Annotated in this window: 16 protein-coding genes and 1 pseudogene; 6 read left to right on the top strand and 11 right to left on the bottom strand. The window is 69.5% G+C overall.

The features are described from left to right. Window positions 1-16: 16 nt before the first annotated feature. The 3 genes from ACOQFR_RS02660 to ACOQFR_RS02650 form a co-directional block, all read right to left on the bottom strand. Window positions 17-946, bottom strand: a complete 930-nt coding sequence (locus ACOQFR_RS02660; protein WP_421378222.1) for a histone deacetylase — start codon at window positions 944-946, stop codon at window positions 17-19. Window positions 947-1,054: 108 nt separating this feature from the next. Next, complete coding sequence (locus ACOQFR_RS02655; RefSeq protein ID WP_421378220.1) at window positions 1,055-2,803, bottom strand: phosphoenolpyruvate carboxykinase (GTP); 1,749 nt, start codon at window positions 2,801-2,803, stop codon at window positions 1,055-1,057. 125 nt (window positions 2,804-2,928) lie between these two features. After that, the gene (locus ACOQFR_RS02650; protein ID WP_421378218.1) at window positions 2,929-3,513 is read right to left on the bottom strand and encodes a TetR/AcrR family transcriptional regulator; all 585 of its coding nucleotides are present in this window, start codon (window positions 3,511-3,513) and stop codon (window positions 2,929-2,931) included. A gap of 138 nt (window positions 3,514-3,651) precedes the next feature. Between ACOQFR_RS02650 and ACOQFR_RS02645 the strand changes: the two genes are divergently transcribed. The 4 genes from ACOQFR_RS02645 to ACOQFR_RS02630 are packed head-to-tail and all read left to right on the top strand — an operon-like array spanning window position 3,652 to window position 7,922. Then, entirely contained in the window at window positions 3,652-4,566 is a 915-nt protein-coding gene (locus ACOQFR_RS02645; protein WP_421378216.1) for an alpha/beta fold hydrolase, read from the top strand. Further along, entirely contained in the window at window positions 4,563-7,034 is a 2,472-nt protein-coding gene (locus tag ACOQFR_RS02640) for an acyl-CoA dehydrogenase (RefSeq protein ID WP_421378214.1), read from the top strand. Before ACOQFR_RS02645 ends, ACOQFR_RS02640 begins: the two co-directional genes overlap by 4 nt. Window positions 7,035-7,060: 26 nt before the next feature. Next, a complete protein-coding gene (locus ACOQFR_RS02635; RefSeq protein WP_421378212.1) occupies window positions 7,061-7,438 on the top strand; it encodes a hypothetical protein in 378 nt (125 codons plus the stop codon). A 13-nt stretch (window positions 7,439-7,451) separates the two neighbouring features. Further along, window positions 7,452-7,922, top strand: coding sequence for a hotdog fold domain-containing protein (locus tag ACOQFR_RS02630; protein WP_421378210.1), 471 nt, complete (start codon window positions 7,452-7,454; stop codon window positions 7,920-7,922). Between the two features lie 26 nt (window positions 7,923-7,948). On the opposite strand, the gene ACOQFR_RS02625 is transcribed toward ACOQFR_RS02630, so the two are convergent. The 5 genes from ACOQFR_RS02625 to ACOQFR_RS02605 all read right to left on the bottom strand — a co-directional run bounded on the left by ACOQFR_RS02625 (window position 7,949) and on the right by ACOQFR_RS02605 (window position 12,869). Then, window positions 7,949-8,299, bottom strand: a complete 351-nt coding sequence (locus tag ACOQFR_RS02625; protein WP_421378208.1) for a DUF1304 domain-containing protein — start codon at window positions 8,297-8,299, stop codon at window positions 7,949-7,951. A 13-nt stretch (window positions 8,300-8,312) separates the two neighbouring features. Then, on the bottom strand, window positions 8,313-9,155 hold the full coding sequence (gene fghA / locus ACOQFR_RS02620) for an S-formylglutathione hydrolase (RefSeq protein WP_421378206.1): 843 nt from the start codon (window positions 9,153-9,155) through the stop codon (window positions 8,313-8,315). Further along, the gene (locus ACOQFR_RS02615) at window positions 9,155-10,264 is read right to left on the bottom strand and encodes an S-(hydroxymethyl)glutathione dehydrogenase/class III alcohol dehydrogenase (RefSeq protein WP_421378204.1); all 1,110 of its coding nucleotides are present in this window, start codon (window positions 10,262-10,264) and stop codon (window positions 9,155-9,157) included. Before ACOQFR_RS02615 ends, fghA begins: the two co-directional genes overlap by 1 nt. Before the next feature lie 79 nt (window positions 10,265-10,343). After that, a complete protein-coding gene (locus ACOQFR_RS02610) occupies window positions 10,344-11,522 on the bottom strand; it encodes an NAD-dependent epimerase/dehydratase family protein (protein ID WP_421378202.1) in 1,179 nt (392 codons plus the stop codon). Window positions 11,523-11,537: 15 nt separating this feature from the next. Beyond that, window positions 11,538-12,869: an NTP/NDP exchange transporter gene (locus ACOQFR_RS02605; protein ID WP_421378200.1), complete on the bottom strand. Its 1,332-nt coding sequence runs from the start codon at window positions 12,867-12,869 to the stop codon at window positions 11,538-11,540. Between the two features lie 168 nt (window positions 12,870-13,037). On the opposite strand from ACOQFR_RS02605, the gene ACOQFR_RS02600 reads away from it, so the two are divergent. Then, entirely contained in the window at window positions 13,038-14,633 is a 1,596-nt protein-coding gene (locus ACOQFR_RS02600; protein ID WP_421378198.1) for a GMC family oxidoreductase, read from the top strand. 48 nt (window positions 14,634-14,681) lie between these two features. On the opposite strand, the gene ACOQFR_RS02595 is transcribed toward ACOQFR_RS02600, so the two are convergent. Both ACOQFR_RS02595 and ACOQFR_RS02590 read right to left on the bottom strand, forming a co-directional pair. After that, the gene (locus ACOQFR_RS02595) at window positions 14,682-16,595 is read right to left on the bottom strand and encodes a M48 family metallopeptidase (RefSeq protein WP_421378196.1); all 1,914 of its coding nucleotides are present in this window, start codon (window positions 16,593-16,595) and stop codon (window positions 14,682-14,684) included. A gap of 52 nt (window positions 16,596-16,647) precedes the next feature. Continuing rightward, window positions 16,648-17,232, bottom strand: a complete 585-nt coding sequence (locus tag ACOQFR_RS02590; RefSeq protein ID WP_421378194.1) for a LemA family protein — start codon at window positions 17,230-17,232, stop codon at window positions 16,648-16,650. Between the two features lie 80 nt (window positions 17,233-17,312). Between ACOQFR_RS02590 and ACOQFR_RS02585 the strand changes: the two genes are divergently transcribed. Beyond that, window positions 17,313-18,557 (top strand): serine hydrolase domain-containing protein, encoded by a 1,245-nt coding sequence (locus tag ACOQFR_RS02585; RefSeq protein WP_421378192.1) that lies wholly within the window; start codon window positions 17,313-17,315, stop codon window positions 18,555-18,557. Window positions 18,558-18,731: 174 nt separating this feature from the next. Here ACOQFR_RS02585 and ACOQFR_RS02580 read toward each other — a convergent pair. Further along, window positions 18,732-18,812, bottom strand: a pseudogene (locus tag ACOQFR_RS02580) (histone-like protein 2); the annotation flags it as partial. Window positions 18,813-18,842 lie beyond the last annotated feature (30 nt).

Below are 18,842 nucleotides of genomic sequence, written 5' to 3'. Positions count from 1 at the left end.
CGAGCCGCGGGAAGGTTTAGTCGGACGCGGCAGGCCGCGCCAGGCTTCGCGCGTGGGCGGCCGCGAGCCTTACCGTCGCTTCATGGATGTCCACGATGTCGTCCACCTGCGGCGCGTAGCCGCCGGCCATGCAAACGGCTACCGGCAGACGGTGCCGGCCACACGCGGCCAGTACCTGCCGGTCGCGTTCGGCCAGTCCGGCCTTGCTCAGGGCCAGATGGCCGAGGCGATCGCCCGCGTAGGGATCCGCACCGGCCAGGTAAACCACCGCATCGGCGCGCGCACGTGCGATCGCTTCGGGCAGGTGGCGCGCCAGCGCATCAAGGTAGTCGGCATCACCGGTGCCGTCGGGCAAGGCCACGTCGAGATCGGAGGCCGGCTTCACCGCCGGGTAGTTGCGCGCCGAGTGCATGGAGAACGCGAACAGGCTGTCGTCGCCCGTACACAGCTCGGCGGTGCCGTTGCCCTGGTGCACGTCGAGGTCGACGATCAGCACGCGCCGGGCCAGGCCCTTCGATTGCACGTAGCGCGCAGCCACCACGGCATCGTTGAACACGCAATAGCCGCCGCCGCGGGCGTAGCCGGCATGGTGGGTGCCGCCGGCCAGGTTGACCGCGATGCCCTCGCCTTCCAGGGCGCCGCGCAGGGCGTGCATGGTGCCGCCGGACGAGCGTCGCGAGCGGTGCACCATCGCGGCGGACCAGGGGAAGCCGATGCGTCGCATCATCGCCGGCTCGGCGCTGCCTTCCGACATCGCCTGCACGTACTCGGGCGCATGTACGCGCAGCAGGTCCTCGTCGGAAGCGGGGGGCGGCTCGACCAGTTTGATGTCCAGCGCGGGGGCCGCGGCGGCGATGCGGGCGTGCAGGCGGGCGTACTTCGCCATCGGGAAGGCGTGGCCTTCCGGGAGCGGGAGGACGAAGTGGTGGCAGTAGAACGCCTTCATGCCCGGTACTGCGAAGGATTACGTACCAGGTACATTTTCATGTGGCGTCTGGCGAACACCGGAAGCCACATGAAAATGTACCTGGTACGTTCGCTTCGCAGGGGGGAATCAGGCGAGTTGGGCGGCGATCTTGGCGCGTTCGGCCTTCAGGGCGTGCGGGGTGCGCTCGCCATAGCTGTCCAGGTACTCGCCGATGCTTTCCATTTCCGCCTTCCAGCCGGCGCGGTCCACCGCCAGCAGCTGCTCGAGCGTGGCGGCGTCGAGGTCCAGGCCTTCGGTATTGAGGTCGGAGGGCTTGGGCAGGTTGCCCACCGGCGTTTCCAGCGCCTGCGCCTGGCCGGTGACGCGCTTGAGCATCCACTCCAGCACGCGCAGGTTGTCGCCGAAGCCGGGCCACATGAACTTGCCCTGCTCGTTCTTGCGGAACCAGTTGACGTGGAAGATCTTCGGCAGCTGCGCGCCCGGCTTGTCGAACGACAGCCAGTGCGCGAAGTAGTCGGCGAAATTGTAGCCGGCGAAGGGCTTCATCGCCATCGAGTCACGGCGCACCACGCCCACCGCACCGGTGGCGGCGGCGGTGGTCTCGGACGCCATCGAGGCGCCGACCAGCACGCCATGGGTCCAGTCGCGCGCTTCGAACACCAGCGGCACCAGCGATTCGCGGCGACCACCGAACACGATCGCGCTCAGCGGCACGCCTTGGGGATCCTCGGCCTTGTCGGTGTAGCTGGGGCAGTTCTTCGCGCTGACGGTGAAGCGCGAATTCGGATGCGCCGCGGGGCTGACCGCCTTGTCGTACGGACGGCCCTGCCAGTCCTTCGCGGGCGTGCCCTCGGGCAGGCCTTCCCACCAGGGCTGGTTGTCGGCGGTGACGCCGACGTTGGTGAAAATGGCGTCCTTGCCCAGCATCGCCAGCGCATTGGGGTTGGTCTTGGCGCTGGTGCCGGGCGCGACGCCGAAATAACCGGCCTCCGGATTGATGGCGTACATGCGGCCGTCGGCGCCGGGGCGCATCCAGCAGATGTCGTCGCCCACGGTCCACACCTTCCAGCCGGCGCGCTGGTAGCCCTCGGGCGGGATCAGCATGGCCAGGTTGGTCTTGCCGCAGGCCGAGGGGAAGGCCGCGGCGACGTAATGGGTTTCACCCCGCGGATTCTCGATGCCCACGATCAGCATGTGCTCGGCCAGCCAGCCCTCGGTGCGCGCCTGGTAGCTGGCGATGCGCAGGGCGTGGCACTTCTTGCCCAGCAGCGCGTTGCCGCCGTAGCCCGAGCCATAGGACTTGATGGTCAGCTCTTCCGGGAAATGCATGATGAAGCGGCGCTCGGGGTCGAGCTCGCCGATCGAGTGCAGGCCCTTGACGAAGCTGCCCTCGCGCTCGATGCGCGCCTGCGCCTGGGCGCCCATGCGGGTCATGATGCGCATGTTGGCCACCACGTAGGGCGAGTCGGTGATCTCGACGCCGCAACGCGCCAGCGGCGAGTCGATCGGACCCATGCAATACGGCACCACGTACATCGTGCGGCCGCGCATGCAGCCCTCGTACAGCGCATCGATCTTGGCATGCGCGTCCGCCGGCGACATCCAGTGGTTGTTCGGGCCGGCGTCTTCCTGGCGGCTGGTGCACACGAACGTGAGGTGCTCGACGCGCGCCACGTCGGACGGGCTGGAGCGGTGCAGGTAGCAGTTGGGATGGGTCTGCTCGTTGAGCTTGACCAGGTCGCCGGTGGACAGCATCAGCGCGACCAGGCTGTCGTTCTCGGCGTCGGAGCCGTCGCACCAGTGGATGCGGGCGGGCTGGGTGAGTTTGGCGACCGAGGCGACCCAGTCGTTGAGGGCGGCAAGCTTGCTGGACATGGCGGAAAGGCTCCGGGCGGGGCCACTAAGGGGAAACTGGGAGGCGGCGCGCGGACCCGGCGCCAGCCTATGCATACGTATTCTATCGGCTGCGGGCCCCGCTGTCCCGGGACAAGACGCCGGGCTCAGACCGGGATCAGCGTGCCCATGACGTGGCCAACGTAGGCCTCGAATTCATCATGATGAAGCCGCGGCTGCCCCAGCTGCAGCGACAGCTGCAGGAAGCCCACGTACGCCGCGTAGGTGAGGCGCGCGCGGTTCTGCGCGTCCAGTCGTGGCAGCCCGGCCTGGCGGAAGCTCGCGGTCAGGTAATCCATGCGCCGCTGGGACACGCGGTGCAGCACCGGCTGCACCACCGGATGGTCCAGCGCCTTGAGCAGCTCGGAATAGATGATGTGCGGCTTGAGTTCGTGCGCCACCAGCTGGAACAACGCCTTGAGTCGGGCCCGCGGATCGGAAATCGCCTCGAGCTGGCCGAAAACGGTCTCCTGTTCCATTACCTCCCAGCGCTCCAGGGCCGCCACCAGCAGCGCCTCGCGCGACGGGAAGTGCCAGTAGAAGCTGCCCTTGGTCACGCCCAGCCGGCGCGCCAGCGGCTCCACCGCGACCGCGGCCAGGCCCTGTTCGGCGATCACGTCTAGCGCGGCAAGCGCCCAGTCTTCGGCACTCAGGCGCGAGGGGCGTTCAATCTTGGGGGCGGGGGCTACCATACGGTGGACAAGTCTACTGGGTGCGTCGATCGGGGTGGTATCACGGGACAGCCCTCCGGCCGCAGTAGCCGGCCCTGGCATCATGCACCATACGGACTGGTATTGACAGGCCCAGCCGAGCATCCCATACTCGCCCGTATGGTCATTTCCGCCCCTGACGTCGCCGTGCCCGTGGCGCAGCCGCACTGGCTGCTCGCCGGCGACGGCCTGCGTCTGTCGGCGCAGCATTATCCGGGCGAAAAGACCGGCGTGCTGTTGGCCCATGGCTTTGGCCAGACCCGCCAGGCGTGGTCGGCCACGCAGCAGCGGCTGGCGCGCGAGGGCCATGCCAGCCTGGCCTGGGACGTGCGGGGCCACGGCGGTTCGCAGCGCAATCCCGCGGGCCATCGTTATGCCGGCGCGCAGTTCGTGGATGACATCGCCACTGCCGCCCAGGCGCTCGGCCCGCGCCCCGTGCTGGTCGGCGCATCCATGGGCGGCCTGACCGGCCTGATGGCCCAGGCGCGCGACCGGCTGTTCTCCGCACTGGTGCTCGTGGACATCACCCCGCGCTGGGAAGCCGCCGGCGTCGAGCGCATCCTCGGCTTCATGACCGCGCATCCCGACGGCTTCGAGTCCTACGAGCACGCGGCCGACCAGATTTCCGCTTACCTGCCCCATCGCCGCGAGAAGAAGACGCCGGCCCAGCTGGCCCATCTGCTGACCCGCCGCGACGACGGCCGCCTGGCCTGGCACTGGGATCCGCGCCTGCTGGCGGAGTTCATCCCCGACACCGAAGGCCTGCAGGACACGCTGGAACAGGCCTGCCGGGCCCTGGACGTGCCGGTGCTGCTGGTCAGCGGCGGCCGCAGCGACCTGGTCACCGCCGGCACGGTGCAGCATTTTCTAGAGCTGGCGCCCCACGCGCAGCACGTACAACTGCCACAGGCCACCCACATGGTGGCGGGCGACGACAACGACGCCTTTACCGACACCCTGCTCCACTTCCTGCAAGCCCACTTCCTGTCCGACCTGGCCGCACCCCCCGCGGCCGCCCACGGAGATCCACGATGAGCATCCTCGCGCCCTTCCTCGCCCTGCTGCTGGCGACCCTGCTGGTGGCCTACCACCGCCTGAGCCTGGTGGTCTTCACCGCGCTCTCGGCCACGCTGCTGGTGGCCGTGGGCCTGGCCGGCGCCAACCTCACCGCCACCGTGGTCGCCGCGGTGCTGCTGGGCCTGGTGACGCTGCCGCTGCTGATCACCCCGCTGCGGCAGGCGCTGATCACCGCCCCGCTGCTCAAGTTCTATACCAAGATCCTGCCGCCGCTGTCGGACACCGAGAAGACCGCGCTGGAAGCCGGCACCGTCGGCTTCGAGGGCGAGCTGTTCTCGGGCATGCCCAAGTGGGACGCGCTGCTGTCGCAGCCCAAGCCGCTGCTGACCGCGGAAGAACAGGCCTTTCTCGACGGCCCGGTGGAGCAGGCCTGTCGCATGACCAACGACTGGGACATCACCCACGTCCGCAACGACCTGCCGCCCGAGCTGTGGGACTACCTGAAGAAGAACAAGTTCTTCGGCATGATCATTCCCAAGGAATACGGCGGCCTGGGCTTCTCGGCGCTGGCCCACCACAAGGTGATCCAGAAGCTGGCCTCGATCTCGGCCACGCTCAGCTCCACCGTCGGCGTGCCCAATTCGCTGGGCCCGGCCGAGCTGCTGCTGCACTACGGCACCGACGAGCAGAAGCAGCACTATCTGCCGCGCCTGGCCGATGGCCGTGACGTGCCCTGTTTCGCGCTCACCGGCCCCACGGCCGGTTCCGACGCCACCTCGATCCCCGACTACGGCATCGTCACCGAAGGCGACTGGAACGGCGCCCGCGTGCTCGGCGTCAAGCTCACCTTCGACAAGCGCTACATCACGCTGGCCCCCGTGGCCACGGTGATCGGCCTGGCCTTCCGCCTGTACGACCCGAACAAGCTGCTGGGTGAAGTGGCCGACCGCGGCATCACGCTGGCGCTGATCCCGCGCGACACCGCCGGCCTGGAAATCGGCCGCCGCCACTTCCCGCTCAACTGCGCCTTCCAGAACGGCCCGGTGCGCGGCAAGGAAATCTTCCTGCCGCTGAGCCAGCTGATCGGCGGCGAAGACTACGTGGGCCAGGGCTGGCGCATGCTGGTCGAGTGCCTGTCGGTGGGCCGCGCCATCACCCTGCCGTCCACCTCCAGCGGCGCGTCGAAGCTGGCGGCCGTGGTCACCGGTGCGTACGCGCGCATCCGCAAGCAGTTCGGCCTGTCCATCGGCCGCTTCGAAGGGGTGGAAGAAGCGCTGGCACGCATCGCCGGCAATGCTTATGCCGCCGCCGCGCTGTCGCAGTCCACCGCCGCCGCGGTGGATCGCGGTGAGAAGCCCGCCGTGCCCTCGGCCATCGCCAAGTACCACGCCACCGAGATGGCGCGCGAAGTGGCCAAGGACGCCATGGACATCCACGGCGGCAAGGGCGTGATCCTGGGCCCGATGAACTACCTGGGCCGCGGCTGGCAGGCGGCGCCGATCTCGATCACGGTCGAGGGCGCCAACATCATGACCCGCAGCCTGATGATCTTCGGCCAGGGCGCGATCCGCTGCCATCCCTGGGTCCTGAAGGAAATGCAGGCCGCCCAGCATCCGGATCCGGCCGTGCGCCTGCGCGAATTCGACACCAACCTGTTCGGCCACATCGGCTTCGCGATCTCCAACGCGGTGCGCAGCTGGGTGTTCGGCCTGTTCGCCGCGCGCATCGGCAAGGCGCCGGGTGATGCGTACACGCGGCGCTATTACCGCAAGCTCAACCGCTACTCCGCCAACCTGGCGCTGGTGGCCGACACCTCGATGCTGATGCTGGGCGGCAAGCTCAAGTTCAAGGAAAAGCTGTCGGGCCGCCTGGGCGACGTGCTCAGCCAGCTCTACATCTCCAGCGCCATGCTAAAGCGCTACGAGGACGAGGGCCGTCCGGCCGCCGAACAGCCGCTGCTGGCCTACGCCATCCTCGATTCCTCGCACAAGATCGAGCTGGCCCTGTCGGGCGCGCTGCGCAACTTCCCGATCCGCCCGGTGGGCTGGCTGCTGTGGATGCTGGTGTTCCCGTGGGGCCGTCGCGCGCAGGCGCCGTCGGACCGCCTGGGCCGCCGCGCCGCCGCGCTGCTGATGTCGCCGTCGGATGCCCGCGACCGCCTGGCCGAGGGCGTGTTCCTGACGCCCTGCGAGAACAACCCGGCCGGCCGCATCAACAGCTTCCTGCCCAAGGTGATCCTGGCCGAGCCGGTGGAGCGCAAGTTCCTCAAGGCCCTGAAGAACAGCGACATCGAGGCGCTGGACTTCCCGGCGCAGCTGGCCGAGGGCGTCGCCGAGGGCTGGATCACCGCCGAGGAGAAGCTGCAGCTGGAAGAGCTGCGCACGCTGACCTGGGAGGCGATCACGGTGGACGATTTCGATCCGGCCGACCTGGTGGCGGCATCGCTTCACCGCAACGCGGCGCCCGTGCAGCACCGGGCCGCCTGAGCCATCCGCACCAGGAGGATGACGTCGTGCAGGACACGCACTTCATCCTCCTGGCCGGCGTGCACAGCCTGGCGTTCGCGGCCTTCCACGCCGGCTTCTGGAAGCTGTTCGACTGGCCGCGCGACCTGCGCGCCAACTCGGTCGCCACCCGCGCGGTGGTGCAGATCCTGAACCTGCGGCTGATCTACGTGTTCCTGGGCATCGCCGCCCTGTGCCTTGCATTTCCCGACGAACTGGCCGGCTCCGCGCTGGGCCGTGCGCTGCTGGCCGGCATGGCGCTGTTCTGGGTGGGCCGCACGATCGAACAGTGGGTCTTCCTGCCCTACAACACGCCGCTGGTGCATAGGCTCACGGCCGCCTTCGTGGCCGGCGCGGGCCTGTTCGCGGCGCCCCTCCTCACCTGACCAGGCAAACTCCATGTCCGACGCGCCGCTGCTCAAGACCTACCGCAAGCTGATCCGCTATCCCGCCGGGCACTGGCTGTTCAGCCGCGCGGTGTGCATGAAGGCGCCCTACTTCGGCAGCATCCGGCCGACCTTCCGCGTGCTCGAGAACGGACGCTGCGAAGCCACCATTCCCGACCGCCGCGCCGTGCACAACCACATCGGCACCGTGCACGCGATCGCGCTGTGCAACCTGGCCGAGCTCTGCGCCGGCGTGATGACCGATGCCTCGCTGCCCGGCGACATGCGCTGGATCCCCAAGGGCATGACGGTGAGCTACCTGAAGAAGGCCAAGGGCACGATGCGTGGCGTCGCCACGCCGATGATCCCGATTGTCAGCGCCGCGACTGGCTACGACCTGCCGGTCAACGTGGACGTGTTCGATCCCGCGGGCGAGCGGGTGTTCAATGCCGAGATCAGGATGTGGTTGAGTGCGAGGAAGTAGCGGGGAGGCAGGAACCAGTAACGCCCTCAGAAGTAATGCACCGCCACCGCCGCCAAGATCGCCGGCAACGCCTGCACGTACAGGATCGAGCGCTTCACCGTCGCGGCGCCGAACAGCCCGGCGATCACCACGCAGCCCAGGAAGAACAGGCAGATCGCGCGGTCGCCGATCAGCAGGCCCCAGACCAGGCCCGCGGCCAGGAAACCGTTGTACAGGCCCTGGTTCATCGCCAGCTTGGCCGAGTCCTGCGCAAGCTTCGGATCGAGCCGGAAGACCTTGCGCCCCAGCGGCCTGGTCCAGAAAAACATCTCCAGCACCATGAATCCCACGTGCAGCAGCGCGACGAAGGCGGTGAGGATGATCGCGATCAGGGACATGGCGGCACTCCGGTCAGTCGGCCAGCTGCGCGGCGTGGTGCCGCAGGTGGTCCTCGATGAAGCTGGCGATGAAATAGTAGCCGTGATCGTAGCCGGCGTGGCGGCGCAGGCTTAGCGCCTGCCCGGCCTCGGCGCAGGCGGCCTCGAAGCGCTCGGGCTGCAGCTGCGGGGCAAGAAATTTGTCGTCCAGGCCCTGGTCCACCAGGATCGTGCCGCCGAAGGCGCGGCGCCGCACCAGCTCACAGGCGTCGTGTTCGGCCCACGCGCGGCGGTGGTCGCCCAGGTAGCGGCCGAAGGCCTTCTCGCCCCACGGCACCTGGCTGGGCGCGACGATCGGCGCGAACGCCGACACGCTGCCGTAGCGGTCGGGATGGCGCAGTGCCAGCACCAGGGCGCCGTGCCCGCCCATCGAATGCCCGAAGATGCCCGCGCGCCCCGGATGCGCCGGGAAGTGGCTGGCCACCACGGCGGCCAGCTCGTGCACCACGTGCGTCTCCATCCGGAAGCGCGAGGACCACGGCGCCTGGGTGGCATCGAGGTAGAAGCCCGCGCCCTCGCCGAACTCCCAGTCGCCGGTGGCGCCTTCCAGGCCGGTATCGCGCGGGCTGGTGTCGGGCATCACCAGCATCAGCCCCAGCTCGGCCGCCACGCGCTGGGCGCCGGCCTTGATGGTGGCCGTCTCTTCGCTGCAGGTCAGGCCGGCCAGGAAATACAGGACCGGCACGCGGCCTTCGCGCGCCTGCGGCGGCTGGAACACGGCGAAGCGCATCGGCCCGCCGCAGGCGTCCGACGCCATCCGGTAGAAGCCCTGCACGCCGCCGAAGCAGCCGTGCTCGCTCACCAGCTCCACCGCCATCAGTAGACCACCACGCTGCGGATGGACTCGCCCCGGTGCATCAGGTCGAAGGCCTCGTTGATCCGCTCCAGCGGCATCGTGTGCGTGATCAGCGAATCGATGTCGATCTTGCCATCCATGTACCAGTCCACGATCTTGGGCACGTCGGTGCGCCCGCGCGCGCCGCCGAAGGCGCTGCCGCGCCAGTTGCGCCCGGTCACCAGCTGGAACGGCCGCGTGCTGATTTCCGCGCCCGCCGGCGCCACGCCGATGATGACGCTGGTGCCCCAGCCCTTGTGCGCCGATTCCAGCGCCTGGCGCATCACCCTGGTGTTGCCGATGCATTCGAAGGTGTAGTCGGCGCCGCCCTTGGTCAGGGACACCAGGTAGGGCACCAGGTCGCCCTCCACCTCCGCCGGGTTCACGAAATGCGTCATGCCGAACTTGCGCGCCATGGCCTCGCGGCCCGGGTTCAGGTCCACGCCGACGATCATGTCGGCCCCGGCCAGGCGCGCGCCCTGCACCACGTTCAGGCCGATGCCGCCCAGGCCGAACACGATCACCTTCGAGCCCACCTCCACCTTGGCGGTGAAGATCACCGCGCCGATGCCGGTGGTGACACCGCAGCCGATGTAGCAGACCTTGTCGAACGGCGCGTCCTCGCGGATCTTCGCCAGTGCGATCTCCGGCACCACGGTGTACTGCGCGAAGGTGGACGTGCCCATGTAGTGCAGCACCGGCTTGCCGTCGAGGCTGAAGCGGCTGCTGCCGTCGGGCATCAGGCCCTGCCCCTGCGTGCTGCGGATGGACTGGCACAGGTTGGTCTTGGGATTGAGGCAGTACTCGCACTGCCGGCACTCGGGCGTGTACAGCGGGATGACGTGGTCGCCCTTCTTCAGCGTGGTCACGCCCGGCCCCACGTCCACCACGATGCCGGCGCCCTCGTGGCCCAGGATCGCCGGGAACAGACCCTCGGGGTCATCGCCCGACAGCGTGAACTGGTCGGTGTGGCAGACGCCGGTAGCCTTGAGTTCGACCAGCACCTCGCCGAAGCGCGGACCTTCCAGGTCCACGGTTTCGATGCTCAACGGGGCGCCTGCTTTCAGCGCGACGGCGGCTTTGACCTTCATTCGGCGAACTCCCTGGGGCAAGACCCACAGGGTAACGCCAGCGCCGGCGACATGTGTTGCGCCGGCGCGAAGACGCGTCTCAGGCCGGCGCTTTTTCCCGCGCGTGCCAGGCCGCCAGTGCGGCGGCTTCGCGCTCCGGGCTCAGGCCGGCGCGCGGCTTGGCGCGGCGGTCTTCCGGCAGGCCGCGCCACCAGGCCAGGGTGTCGGCCACCGTGGTATCAAGCGACCGGTACGTGAGGCCCGCGGCGGCCGCGCGCGCCGCGCTGGCGCGACCGAAGCCGGCGTAGTCGCCCTCGGCGGGGATCCAGCACGGCAGGTCCATCCAGGCGCCCACGTTCTGCGCGGCCAGGAAATCGGCCGGCACCCAGGTGATGCGGCTGTCGTGGCCGGGCGGCTGCGGACAGGGTGCGCGCACGCAGCGCACGGTGTTGGCGGCCTTGGCCGCCGACTGGCAGGCGGCCATGAAGCCCCCGAAGCTGATGGCGCCGGCCTGGGCATCGGCGTTGAAGGTGCCCAGCGTCTTGCGCTCCAGGCACAGCAGCAGGAAGTCGGCCAGGTCGCGCACGTCGATGAACTGCGTCGGGGCTTCCGGCGGCGCCGGCGCCAGCACCTCGCCGCCGCGATCGAAGCGCGCCGGCCAGTAGGTGAAGCGGTCGGTGGGATCGCCCGGCCCGACGATCAGGCCGGGACGAACGACGGTGACACGGCCCGGCATCGCCTTTTCGGCGGCCTGCTCGCACAGCGCCTTGAGCCCGCCGTAGGTTTCGCCGGTGACCTGCTGCACGGCGGGATCGGCCAGCTGCGCCAGTGGCGCGTCCTCGTCCATGCCCGGCTGGTCCATCTTGGCGTACACCGAGATGGTGGAGATGATCAGGTAGTGCGCCACGTGCTCGCGCAGCGCCTCGGCCGAGGCCGTGACGTCGCCGGGCAGGTAGGCCGAGGTGTCGAGCACGGCGTCCCACTCGCGCCCGGCCAGCACCGCCAGGTCGGTCTTGCGGTCGCCCTTGAGCTGCTCGATGTCGGCGTAGGCGGCGGCGCTGAACTTGTCGGGCGCGGTCTTGCCGCGGTTGAACAGCGTCAGCTGGTGGCCGCGGGCGCGGGCCGCCTCGACGAAATGCGGACCCAGGAAGCCGGTGCCGCCCAGCACCAGGATCTTCAGCGGCCGGGTCGCCTTGCCGGCGGCGAGGCCGCGTACCGGCAGGCCCATCAGCACGGCGCCGGCGACGCCGGCGGCGAGGAAGTCACGACGGTTCGGCATGTGCCCTCCGGGGCGTCAGCGCGGGTCCGACGGCAGCTTCGCCTGCTCCTTGATCAGGCGCCATGCGCCAAAGGTCATGCCGGCCGCGATGCCGATGCCCACCATGAAAACCACCGACGAACCGAAGCCCGCGATCAGCTTGTGCACCCACACGAAGGTGAGGTCGGCGGCGCGGTACACCGCGGTGTCGATCACCGCCTTGGCCTTGTAGCGCACCTCGCGGTCCACGCGTGTGTACACCGTCTCGCGGCCGGGCTTGGCCAGCGAGAATTCGCTGGCGCGCGTGATCACCTGCACCACCGCGATCAGCATCGGCAGCGGCGACGCCGCCAGCACCGAGAACCCGATCAGGATGGCCACCGCCGGGATCATCAGCACCGGCGCCACGCCCCAGCGCACCAGCAGCGGCCGGGTCAGGAACACCTGCACCAGGATGGTCAGCGCATTGATCGCCAGGTCCAGGTTGGCGAAGAAGGCGGTGCGCTCCTCGGCGCTGGCCATCGCGCGCGCGATCGCGGCCTGCTCGTTGTACAGCAGCGTGCCCACCCCGATGCCGAAGAACATCACCACCGCCATCGCCCGCAGCAGCGGCTGCTGCGCCACCAGGCGCAGGCCGGCCCACACGCTGCCGCCCATGGCCTGCTCGGCCGAGGCCAGGCCCCGCGACTGCTCGCGCATCCGCGCCCAGCGGCCCAGGCGCAGGATGCAGAACACGCAGGCCGCCAGCAGGCAGGCCGACACCAGCAGCAGGTTGGGCACGCCGATCTGGTGCACCAGGGCGCGGGTGATCACCGGCCCAAGGAAGCCGCCGGCGGTGCCGCCCGCGGCGATGAAGCCATAGAGCCGGCGCGCCTCGATGTCGCTGTAGATGTCGGCCATGAAGCTCCAGAACACCGACACCGCGAACAGGTTGAACACCGCCACCCAGATGAAGAAGATCGCGCCGCGCCCCGGCACCTCGCGCCCGAACACGAAGTAGAAGCCGACCAGGCAGGCGATGAAGAGCCCGTACAGCACCGGCAGGAACACCCGGCGCGGATAGCGGCTGACCAGGGCGCCGTAGGCCGGCTGCAGCAGCAGCATCGCCAGGAAGGTGCCGGTGAACAGCAGCTGCAGCGTGAGGTCGCCCAACGCCCAGCCGCGCGCCGTGGCCCATTCCACCAGCGCCAGCGGGAATACGGCCTCGACGTCCGCCGAGGCGCCCATGGCGTCGCGCACGGGCCGCAGCACGTAATAACCGGTCAGCAGGAAGAAAAAATAAAGGAACGACCACAGCAGCGGCGGGAATTCCTGCAGCGCACCGCGCAGGTGGTCGAAGCGGCCAGCCGTTTCCGTGCCTGGGGTCATGGGCAATGCCTGCGGAGTCGGCGCACCATAGCCAACCCGGTCGCCAGCCGCCAGCCCGGGCCCGGATTGTGAGCGGCATCACGCCCGGTGAGCGGCGCTGCCCGGCCCCGAGTGTTTGCTCTAGACCGGGGGCCTAGCCTCGGGCCGTCATCGAACCAAGAAGTCCCTGTGTACGACTACATCATCGTAGGTGCCGGCTCCGCCGGCTGCGTCCTGGCCAACCGGCTGAGCGAAGACCCCGGCACCCAGGTGCTGCTGCTCGAAGCCGGTCCCAGCGACTGGCATCCCTTCATCCACATGCCGGCCGGCCTGGCCAAGCTGGTGGGCCAGAAGGGCGTGAACTGGGACTACAGCACCGCCGCCGAACCGCAGCTGGCCGGCCGCCACCTGTGGTGGCCGCGCGGCAAGGTGCTGGGCGGCTCGAGCTCGATCAATGCCATGTGCTACATCCGCGGCCACCAGCGCGACTACGACGAGTGGGCGGCGCTGGGCGCCGACGGCTGGCACTGGGACAACGTGCTGCCCTACTTCAAGCGCAGCGAGGGCAACGAGCGCGGCGACAGCGAGTACCACAATGCCGACGGCCCGCTGGGGGTGTCCGACCCGCGCCACAAGAATCCGCTGTCGGAAGTGTTCGTGGCGGCGGCCCGCCAAGCCGGCCACGCCGCCACCGACGACTTCAATGGCGCCACGCAGGAAGGCTTTGGCTGGTACCAGACCACCACGCGGGGCGGCATGCGCAGCTCCAGCGCGCGCGCCTACCTCACGCCGGTGCGGCAGCGTCCCAACCTGAAGGTCATCACCAGCGCCACCGCCAGCCGCATCACCATCGAGGACGGCCGCGCCACCGGCGTGGTCTACGCCATCGGTGGAAAGGGTGCGCACATGGCCATCGCGCGGCGCGAGGTGATCCTCAGCGGCGGCGCGATCAATTCGCCCCAGCTGCTGATGCTGTCGGGCATCGGCCCGGCCGAGCACCTGCGCCAGCACGGCATCGTGGTCCGCAGCGACCTGCCGGGCGTCGGCGGCAACCTGCAGGACCACCTGGACGTGTGCACCATGCAGCGCTGCACCACCGACGGCGTCAGCTACGACCAGTCCAGCGACACCCTGGTGGCGCTGCAGTACTACCTGTTCAAGACCGGCCCGGGCACCAGCAACATCGCCGAGGCGGGCGGCTTCCTGCGCAGCGCGCTGGCCGACGACGAGCGGCCGGACATCCAGTTCCACTTCGTGCCGGCGCAGCTGGACGACCACGGCCGCAACCGCCTGCCGGGCAACGGCTACACCCTGCACGCCTGCGGCCTGCATCCGCGCAGCCGCGGCCGGGTGTCGCTGGCCAGCACGAACGCCGCCGACAAGCCGCGCATCGAAGCCGGCTACCTCAGCGACCCCGAGGGCTACGACCTGAAGGTGATGCTGGAAGCATTGCGCCTCTCGCGCGAGATCCTGGCCCAGCCGGCGTTCGCGCCCTATCGCGGCGAGGAACTGTTTCCGGGCGATGCGCTGCAGGACGAGGCCTCGCTGGTGGACTTCATCCGCCGCAAGGCCGAATCCATCTACCACCCGGTCGGCACCTGCCGCATGGGCGCGGCCGACGACCCGCAGGCCGTGGTGGATCCGCAGCTGCGCGTGCGCGGCATCCAGGCCCTGCGCGTGGTGGACGCGTCGGTGATGCCCAAGCTGATCGGCGGCAACACCAATGCCCCGACCATGATGATCGCCGAGCGCGCCGCCGACCTGATCCTGGGCCGCGCGGCCTGAGCCTGGGTCACGACGCGACCAAGTCCGCGCTGGCGACGACGCGAGCCTCTAGGCCGCCCGCTCCAGCATCGGCGGCAGCGGGCAGTGCAGCGAGGCGCAGACCACGCGCAGCAGCTCGGCTTCGGCCACGCAGATGCGGCCGTCGTGGCTCACGGCGGCCACCAGGCCTTCGACCAGCAGCTCCTTGCCGCGCGGCTCGACGCGGTCCAGCACCGGCCACAGCTCGTCCAGGGTCTTGAGCGCATCCTTGGGCGGCTGGTAGGGCGCGTCGGCGCGCGGGAACAGCAGGTTCATGCCGGCCAGGTAGGCGCGCATCGCGCCGGCGCCATCGTCGTGGCCGGCCTGGGCCAGGATTGCCATCAGGCTGATAGCCTGCGGCGCGCAGTCAGCCAGGCGCTTGTTGCCGGCCACCCAGTTGCCGGCCGGATCCAGCGCATCGTGCACCTGCACCCGCAGCAGCCGGCCCAGGCAGTACTCGAACAGGCTGACCTTGCCGTCGGCATGGGTCAGCGCGTAGCAGCCGTCCATGAACTTCTCGAGCTCGGCGCGCGGCCGCTTGCGCAGCGCCGGCATCGCCATCGCGGCCAGCGGCAGGCACAGGATGCGCGGCAGGTCGGCGATGCGGTCGGCATAGTCCAGCGCCTGGCGGAATTGGCGCTCGTCCTGGCGCGCGGCCAGGTCGTGCTGCTGGCGGTCGCGCACCTTGCCGGGCGGCGCCAGCAGCAGGCCGTACAGCAGCGGCACGGCTTCATCGCGCTCGCGGGCCGAGCGCTGCAGCGTTTCCGGGATGGCGCTGACCAGGGCGCCGGCGCGGGCGTAGTCGTCGGCCTGCGGCGCACCCACCTGCGCGACCACCGACGGCGGCGTCACCGACAGCTCGGCGCGATCGCCCGGCAGCGGTGGCGGCTGGCGGCTGTCCAGGCCCAGCGCGGCGTCCTCGTCCAGGCCCGAGGGTGGCTTCATCTGCCAGCGCGCGGTCAGGTCCACCATCGCCTGCGGCTTGAACGCGGGCTCCAGCGCCTGGATGCGCTCCAGCAGCGGCGGATGGGTGGCGAACAGGCGCGAATAGCCCACGCCGTCGCCGAACAGCATGTGCGCCACTTCCTCGGTCTTGCCGCTCGCCAGCTTTGAACCTTCCTGCAGCCCGCCGATCTTCTTCAGCGCGCCGGCCAGGCCCTTGGTCTGGCGCGTGAACTGCACCGCCGAGGAATCGGCCAGGAACTCGCGCTGGCGGCTCACGCCGGCCTTGATCAGGCGCCCGAAGAACAGGCCCACGTAGCCCACCACCAGCAGGCCCAGCGCGACCAGCAGCACCGGCGCCTCGCCCTTGGAACTGCGGCCGCCGCGGCCGTGCACCAGCACCTGCCGGCCAATGATGCCCAGCACCAGGATGCCGAACAGCACGCCCATCAGCCGGATGTTGAGCCGCATGTCGCCATTGAGCACGTGGCTGAACTCGTGGGCGATCACGCCCTGCAATTCGTCGCGGTTGAGCTTGTCCAGGGCGCCGCGGGTGACCGCCACGGCGGCGTCGGCCGGCGCGTAGCCGGCCGCGAACGCGTTGATGGCGGTTTCCTCTTCCATCACGAAGATCTGCGGCACCGGTACGCCCGAGGCGATGGCGATCTCCTCGACCACGTTGCGCAGGCGCCGGTAGTGGAAGTCGTGGGTGTCCTCGGGCACCGGGGTGCCGCCCATCTGCAGCGCCACCGCGGCGCCGCCGGCGCGCAGGCTGGACGTGCGGTACACCGAGGCGACACCGATGATGCCCAGCGTGACCAGGGTGGAGGCGATGACGCCGGCCGTGAGCTTCGCCGGCGAGGCATCCTCGCTGAGCAGGCCGAAGGCCAGCAGGGCAACGAAGTCGACGGCGATGACGATCGCCACCACCGCCAGCACAAAGAGCAGGATCAACCGCTTGGACTGGCGCCGGGCCTGGTCCTGGCGCTCGAAGAAGTTCATGCGCGATCAGCCTCCCGGGAGCCCCCTCCCGCGACGGGAGAGGGCCTGGCCATCAGAACGACACCTTGGGCGCTTCGCGCTGCGCCGGGTCGGTGATCTCGAGCAGGGCGGCCGCGACGAAGCCGAACATGCCGGCGATGAGGTTGGACGGAAACACTTCGCGCTTGTTGTTGTAGGCCATGACGCTGTCGTTGTAGGCCTGGCGTGCGAAGGCGATGCGGTTCTCGGTGGAGGTGAGCTCCTCGGTGAGCTGCATCATGTTCTGGTTGGCCTTGAGGTCGGGGTAGGCCTCGGCCACGACCATCAGCCGCGACAGCGCGCCGGCCAGGCCGGACTCGGCATTGCCCAGCGCCGCCATGGCGCCGGGATCGCCCGGGTTGGCCTTGGCGGACGCCAGGCCGCTGACCGCGGCGGCGCGTGCCTGGATGACGGCCTCCAGGGTTTCGCGCTCGTGCTTGAGGTAGCCCTTGGCCACCTCGACCAGGTTGGGGATGAGGTCGTAACGCCGGGTCAGCTGCACGTCGATCTGCGCGAAGGCGTTCTTGAAGGCGTTGCGGGCGGTGATCAGGCCGTTGTAGATGCCCACGCCCCAGAACGCGGCGATGGCCACGACCACGGCCAGAACGAGCAAAGTCATCATCAGGTGTCCCCCTTGGTTCAGGCCGGTCTGCAAATGGCGAGTTAGAATCGGGCCTGTTCCGCAAGCATACGTCGGTCATGCCACGCACGAAAGCCAGCCCGTCCGGGCGCCTGAAATCCCTTTTCTTCCTCACGCTGGTCGCACTGGTGCCGATGGGCGCCGCGGCCCAAGCGCTGCCTGCGGCTTCGGCCACGCCGGTGCGCACCGATTTCAGCCCGCAGGCGCGCGAGATCGAGCGCCTGGCCGAGAACGTGCTCGCCCAGTCGCGGATCCCCGGCATGGCCATGGCCATCGTCCAGGACGGCAAGGTGGTGTCCATGCGCGGCTACGGCGTGGTGGACAGCCGCAATCCGCTGCCGGTGGGCAACGACACGGTGTTCCGGGTCGCCTCGCTGTCCAAGTCCTTCGCCGGCACGCTCAGCGCGATGCTGGTCAGCGAAGGCGCGATGTCCTGGGATACGCCAATCAACAACCAGCTGGTCACCTTCACCCTGCGCGACCTTCAGGGCGCGCAGAAGGTGACCGTGCGCGACGTGCTCAGCCATCGCGTGGGCCTGGGCTACAACACCTACGACCGCGACCTGGAAGCCGATCAGCCCTACCCGGTGCTGGCCGAACGCCTGGCGCAGGCGCCGATGGCCTGCACCCCGGGCGACTGCTACGCCTACCAGAACATCGCCTTCAGCCTGGTCGGCGACCTGGTGTTCGCCGCCACCGGCGACTTCTATGCCCACCAAGTCGAGAAGCGCCTGTTCCACCCGTTGGGCATGTATGGCGCCACCTTCGGCCGCGACGGCCTGGAAGCCAGCGCCAGCTGGGCACGTCCGCACGTACGCAGCGGCGGCAAGTGGCTGCCGGTGCGTCCGAAGGAAACCTACTACCGCATCCCGCCCGCGGCCGGCGTCAACGCCAGCGTGCACGACATGGCGCAGTGGCTGATCGCGCAGATGGGACACCGTCCCGATGTGCTGCCGCCCGAGATCCTCAACGAGATCCAGACCCCGCAGGTGGCCACGCCCGGCGAGATCCGCGGCAACAGCTGGCGGCGCGAGCGCCTGCAGAGTGCGTACTACGGGCTGGGCTGGCGCATCTACGACTATGCCGGCCACACGCTGGTCTACCACGCGGGCGCGGTGCAGGGTTATCGCGCCCTGATCGCCTTCCTGCCCGACCGCGACATCGGCCTGGTCATCCTCTGGAACAGCGAGAGCAACATGCCGGCCGGGCTGATGCCGACCGCGCTGGACCGTGCGCTGGGCCTGCCGGCCCGCGAATGGCTGGCGCCGGAACCCGTGCAGGCACCGCGCCGCCGCCGCCGCTGAGGCCGCCCCCGGCGGACCCCGCAAATACGAACGCCGGCGCAAGCCGGCGTTTTGTCTTGTTGCCTTTGTAAAGTCTCCCTCCCCGCCTGGGCAACACGGGGAGAGAGCCCAGATTACAGCGTGGTGCCCGTCTTACAGCGACGGAGCAACCGGGGCGGCCGGCATGGAAGCAGGCTTCTTGGCAGCGGGCTTCTTGGCCGCCTTCTTCTTGGCAGCAGGCTTCTTGGCAGCCTTCTTGGCGGCCGGCTTCTTGGCAGCCTTCTTGGCAGTCTTCTTCGCAGCCTT

Source organism: Arenimonas sp. MALMAid1274, from assembly GCF_049195245.1.
In the GTDB taxonomy this organism is placed as follows: domain Bacteria; phylum Pseudomonadota; class Gammaproteobacteria; order Xanthomonadales; family Xanthomonadaceae; genus Arenimonas.
Note: the sequence above shows the minus strand (reverse complement) of the source record. Positions and strands in the feature narration are given on the sequence as shown.

What these genes read in the sequence shown, in the direction of transcription:
- fghA (WP_421378206.1), bottom strand. Translation starts at nt 9,155, where the DNA reads ATGGCGGTGGAGCTGGTGAGCGAGCACGGCTGCTTCGGCGGCGTGCAG.
- ACOQFR_RS02660 (WP_421378222.1), bottom strand. Translation starts at nt 946, where the DNA reads ATGAAGGCGTTCTACTGCCACCACTTCGTCCTCCCGCTCCCGGAAGGC.
- ACOQFR_RS02655 (WP_421378220.1), bottom strand. Translation starts at nt 2,803, where the DNA reads ATGTCCAGCAAGCTTGCCGCCCTCAACGACTGGGTCGCCTCGGTCGCC.
- ACOQFR_RS02605 (WP_421378200.1), bottom strand. Translation starts at nt 12,869, where the DNA reads ATGACCCCAGGCACGGAAACGGCTGGCCGCTTCGACCACCTGCGCGGT.
- ACOQFR_RS02615 (WP_421378204.1), bottom strand. Translation starts at nt 10,264, where the DNA reads ATGAAGGTCAAAGCCGCCGTCGCGCTGAAAGCAGGCGCCCCGTTGAGC.
- ACOQFR_RS02630 (WP_421378210.1), top strand. Translation starts at nt 7,452, where the DNA reads ATGTCCGACGCGCCGCTGCTCAAGACCTACCGCAAGCTGATCCGCTAT.
- ACOQFR_RS02645 (WP_421378216.1), top strand. Translation starts at nt 3,652, where the DNA reads ATGGTCATTTCCGCCCCTGACGTCGCCGTGCCCGTGGCGCAGCCGCAC.
- ACOQFR_RS02640 (WP_421378214.1), top strand. Translation starts at nt 4,563, where the DNA reads ATGAGCATCCTCGCGCCCTTCCTCGCCCTGCTGCTGGCGACCCTGCTG.
- ACOQFR_RS02610 (WP_421378202.1), bottom strand. Translation starts at nt 11,522, where the DNA reads ATGCCGAACCGTCGTGACTTCCTCGCCGCCGGCGTCGCCGGCGCCGTG.
- ACOQFR_RS02585 (WP_421378192.1), top strand. Translation starts at nt 17,313, where the DNA reads ATGCCACGCACGAAAGCCAGCCCGTCCGGGCGCCTGAAATCCCTTTTC.
- ACOQFR_RS02650 (WP_421378218.1), bottom strand. Translation starts at nt 3,513, where the DNA reads ATGGTAGCCCCCGCCCCCAAGATTGAACGCCCCTCGCGCCTGAGTGCC.
- ACOQFR_RS02625 (WP_421378208.1), bottom strand. Translation starts at nt 8,299, where the DNA reads ATGTCCCTGATCGCGATCATCCTCACCGCCTTCGTCGCGCTGCTGCAC.
- ACOQFR_RS02590 (WP_421378194.1), bottom strand. Translation starts at nt 17,232, where the DNA reads ATGACTTTGCTCGTTCTGGCCGTGGTCGTGGCCATCGCCGCGTTCTGG.
- ACOQFR_RS02595 (WP_421378196.1), bottom strand. Translation starts at nt 16,595, where the DNA reads ATGAACTTCTTCGAGCGCCAGGACCAGGCCCGGCGCCAGTCCAAGCGG.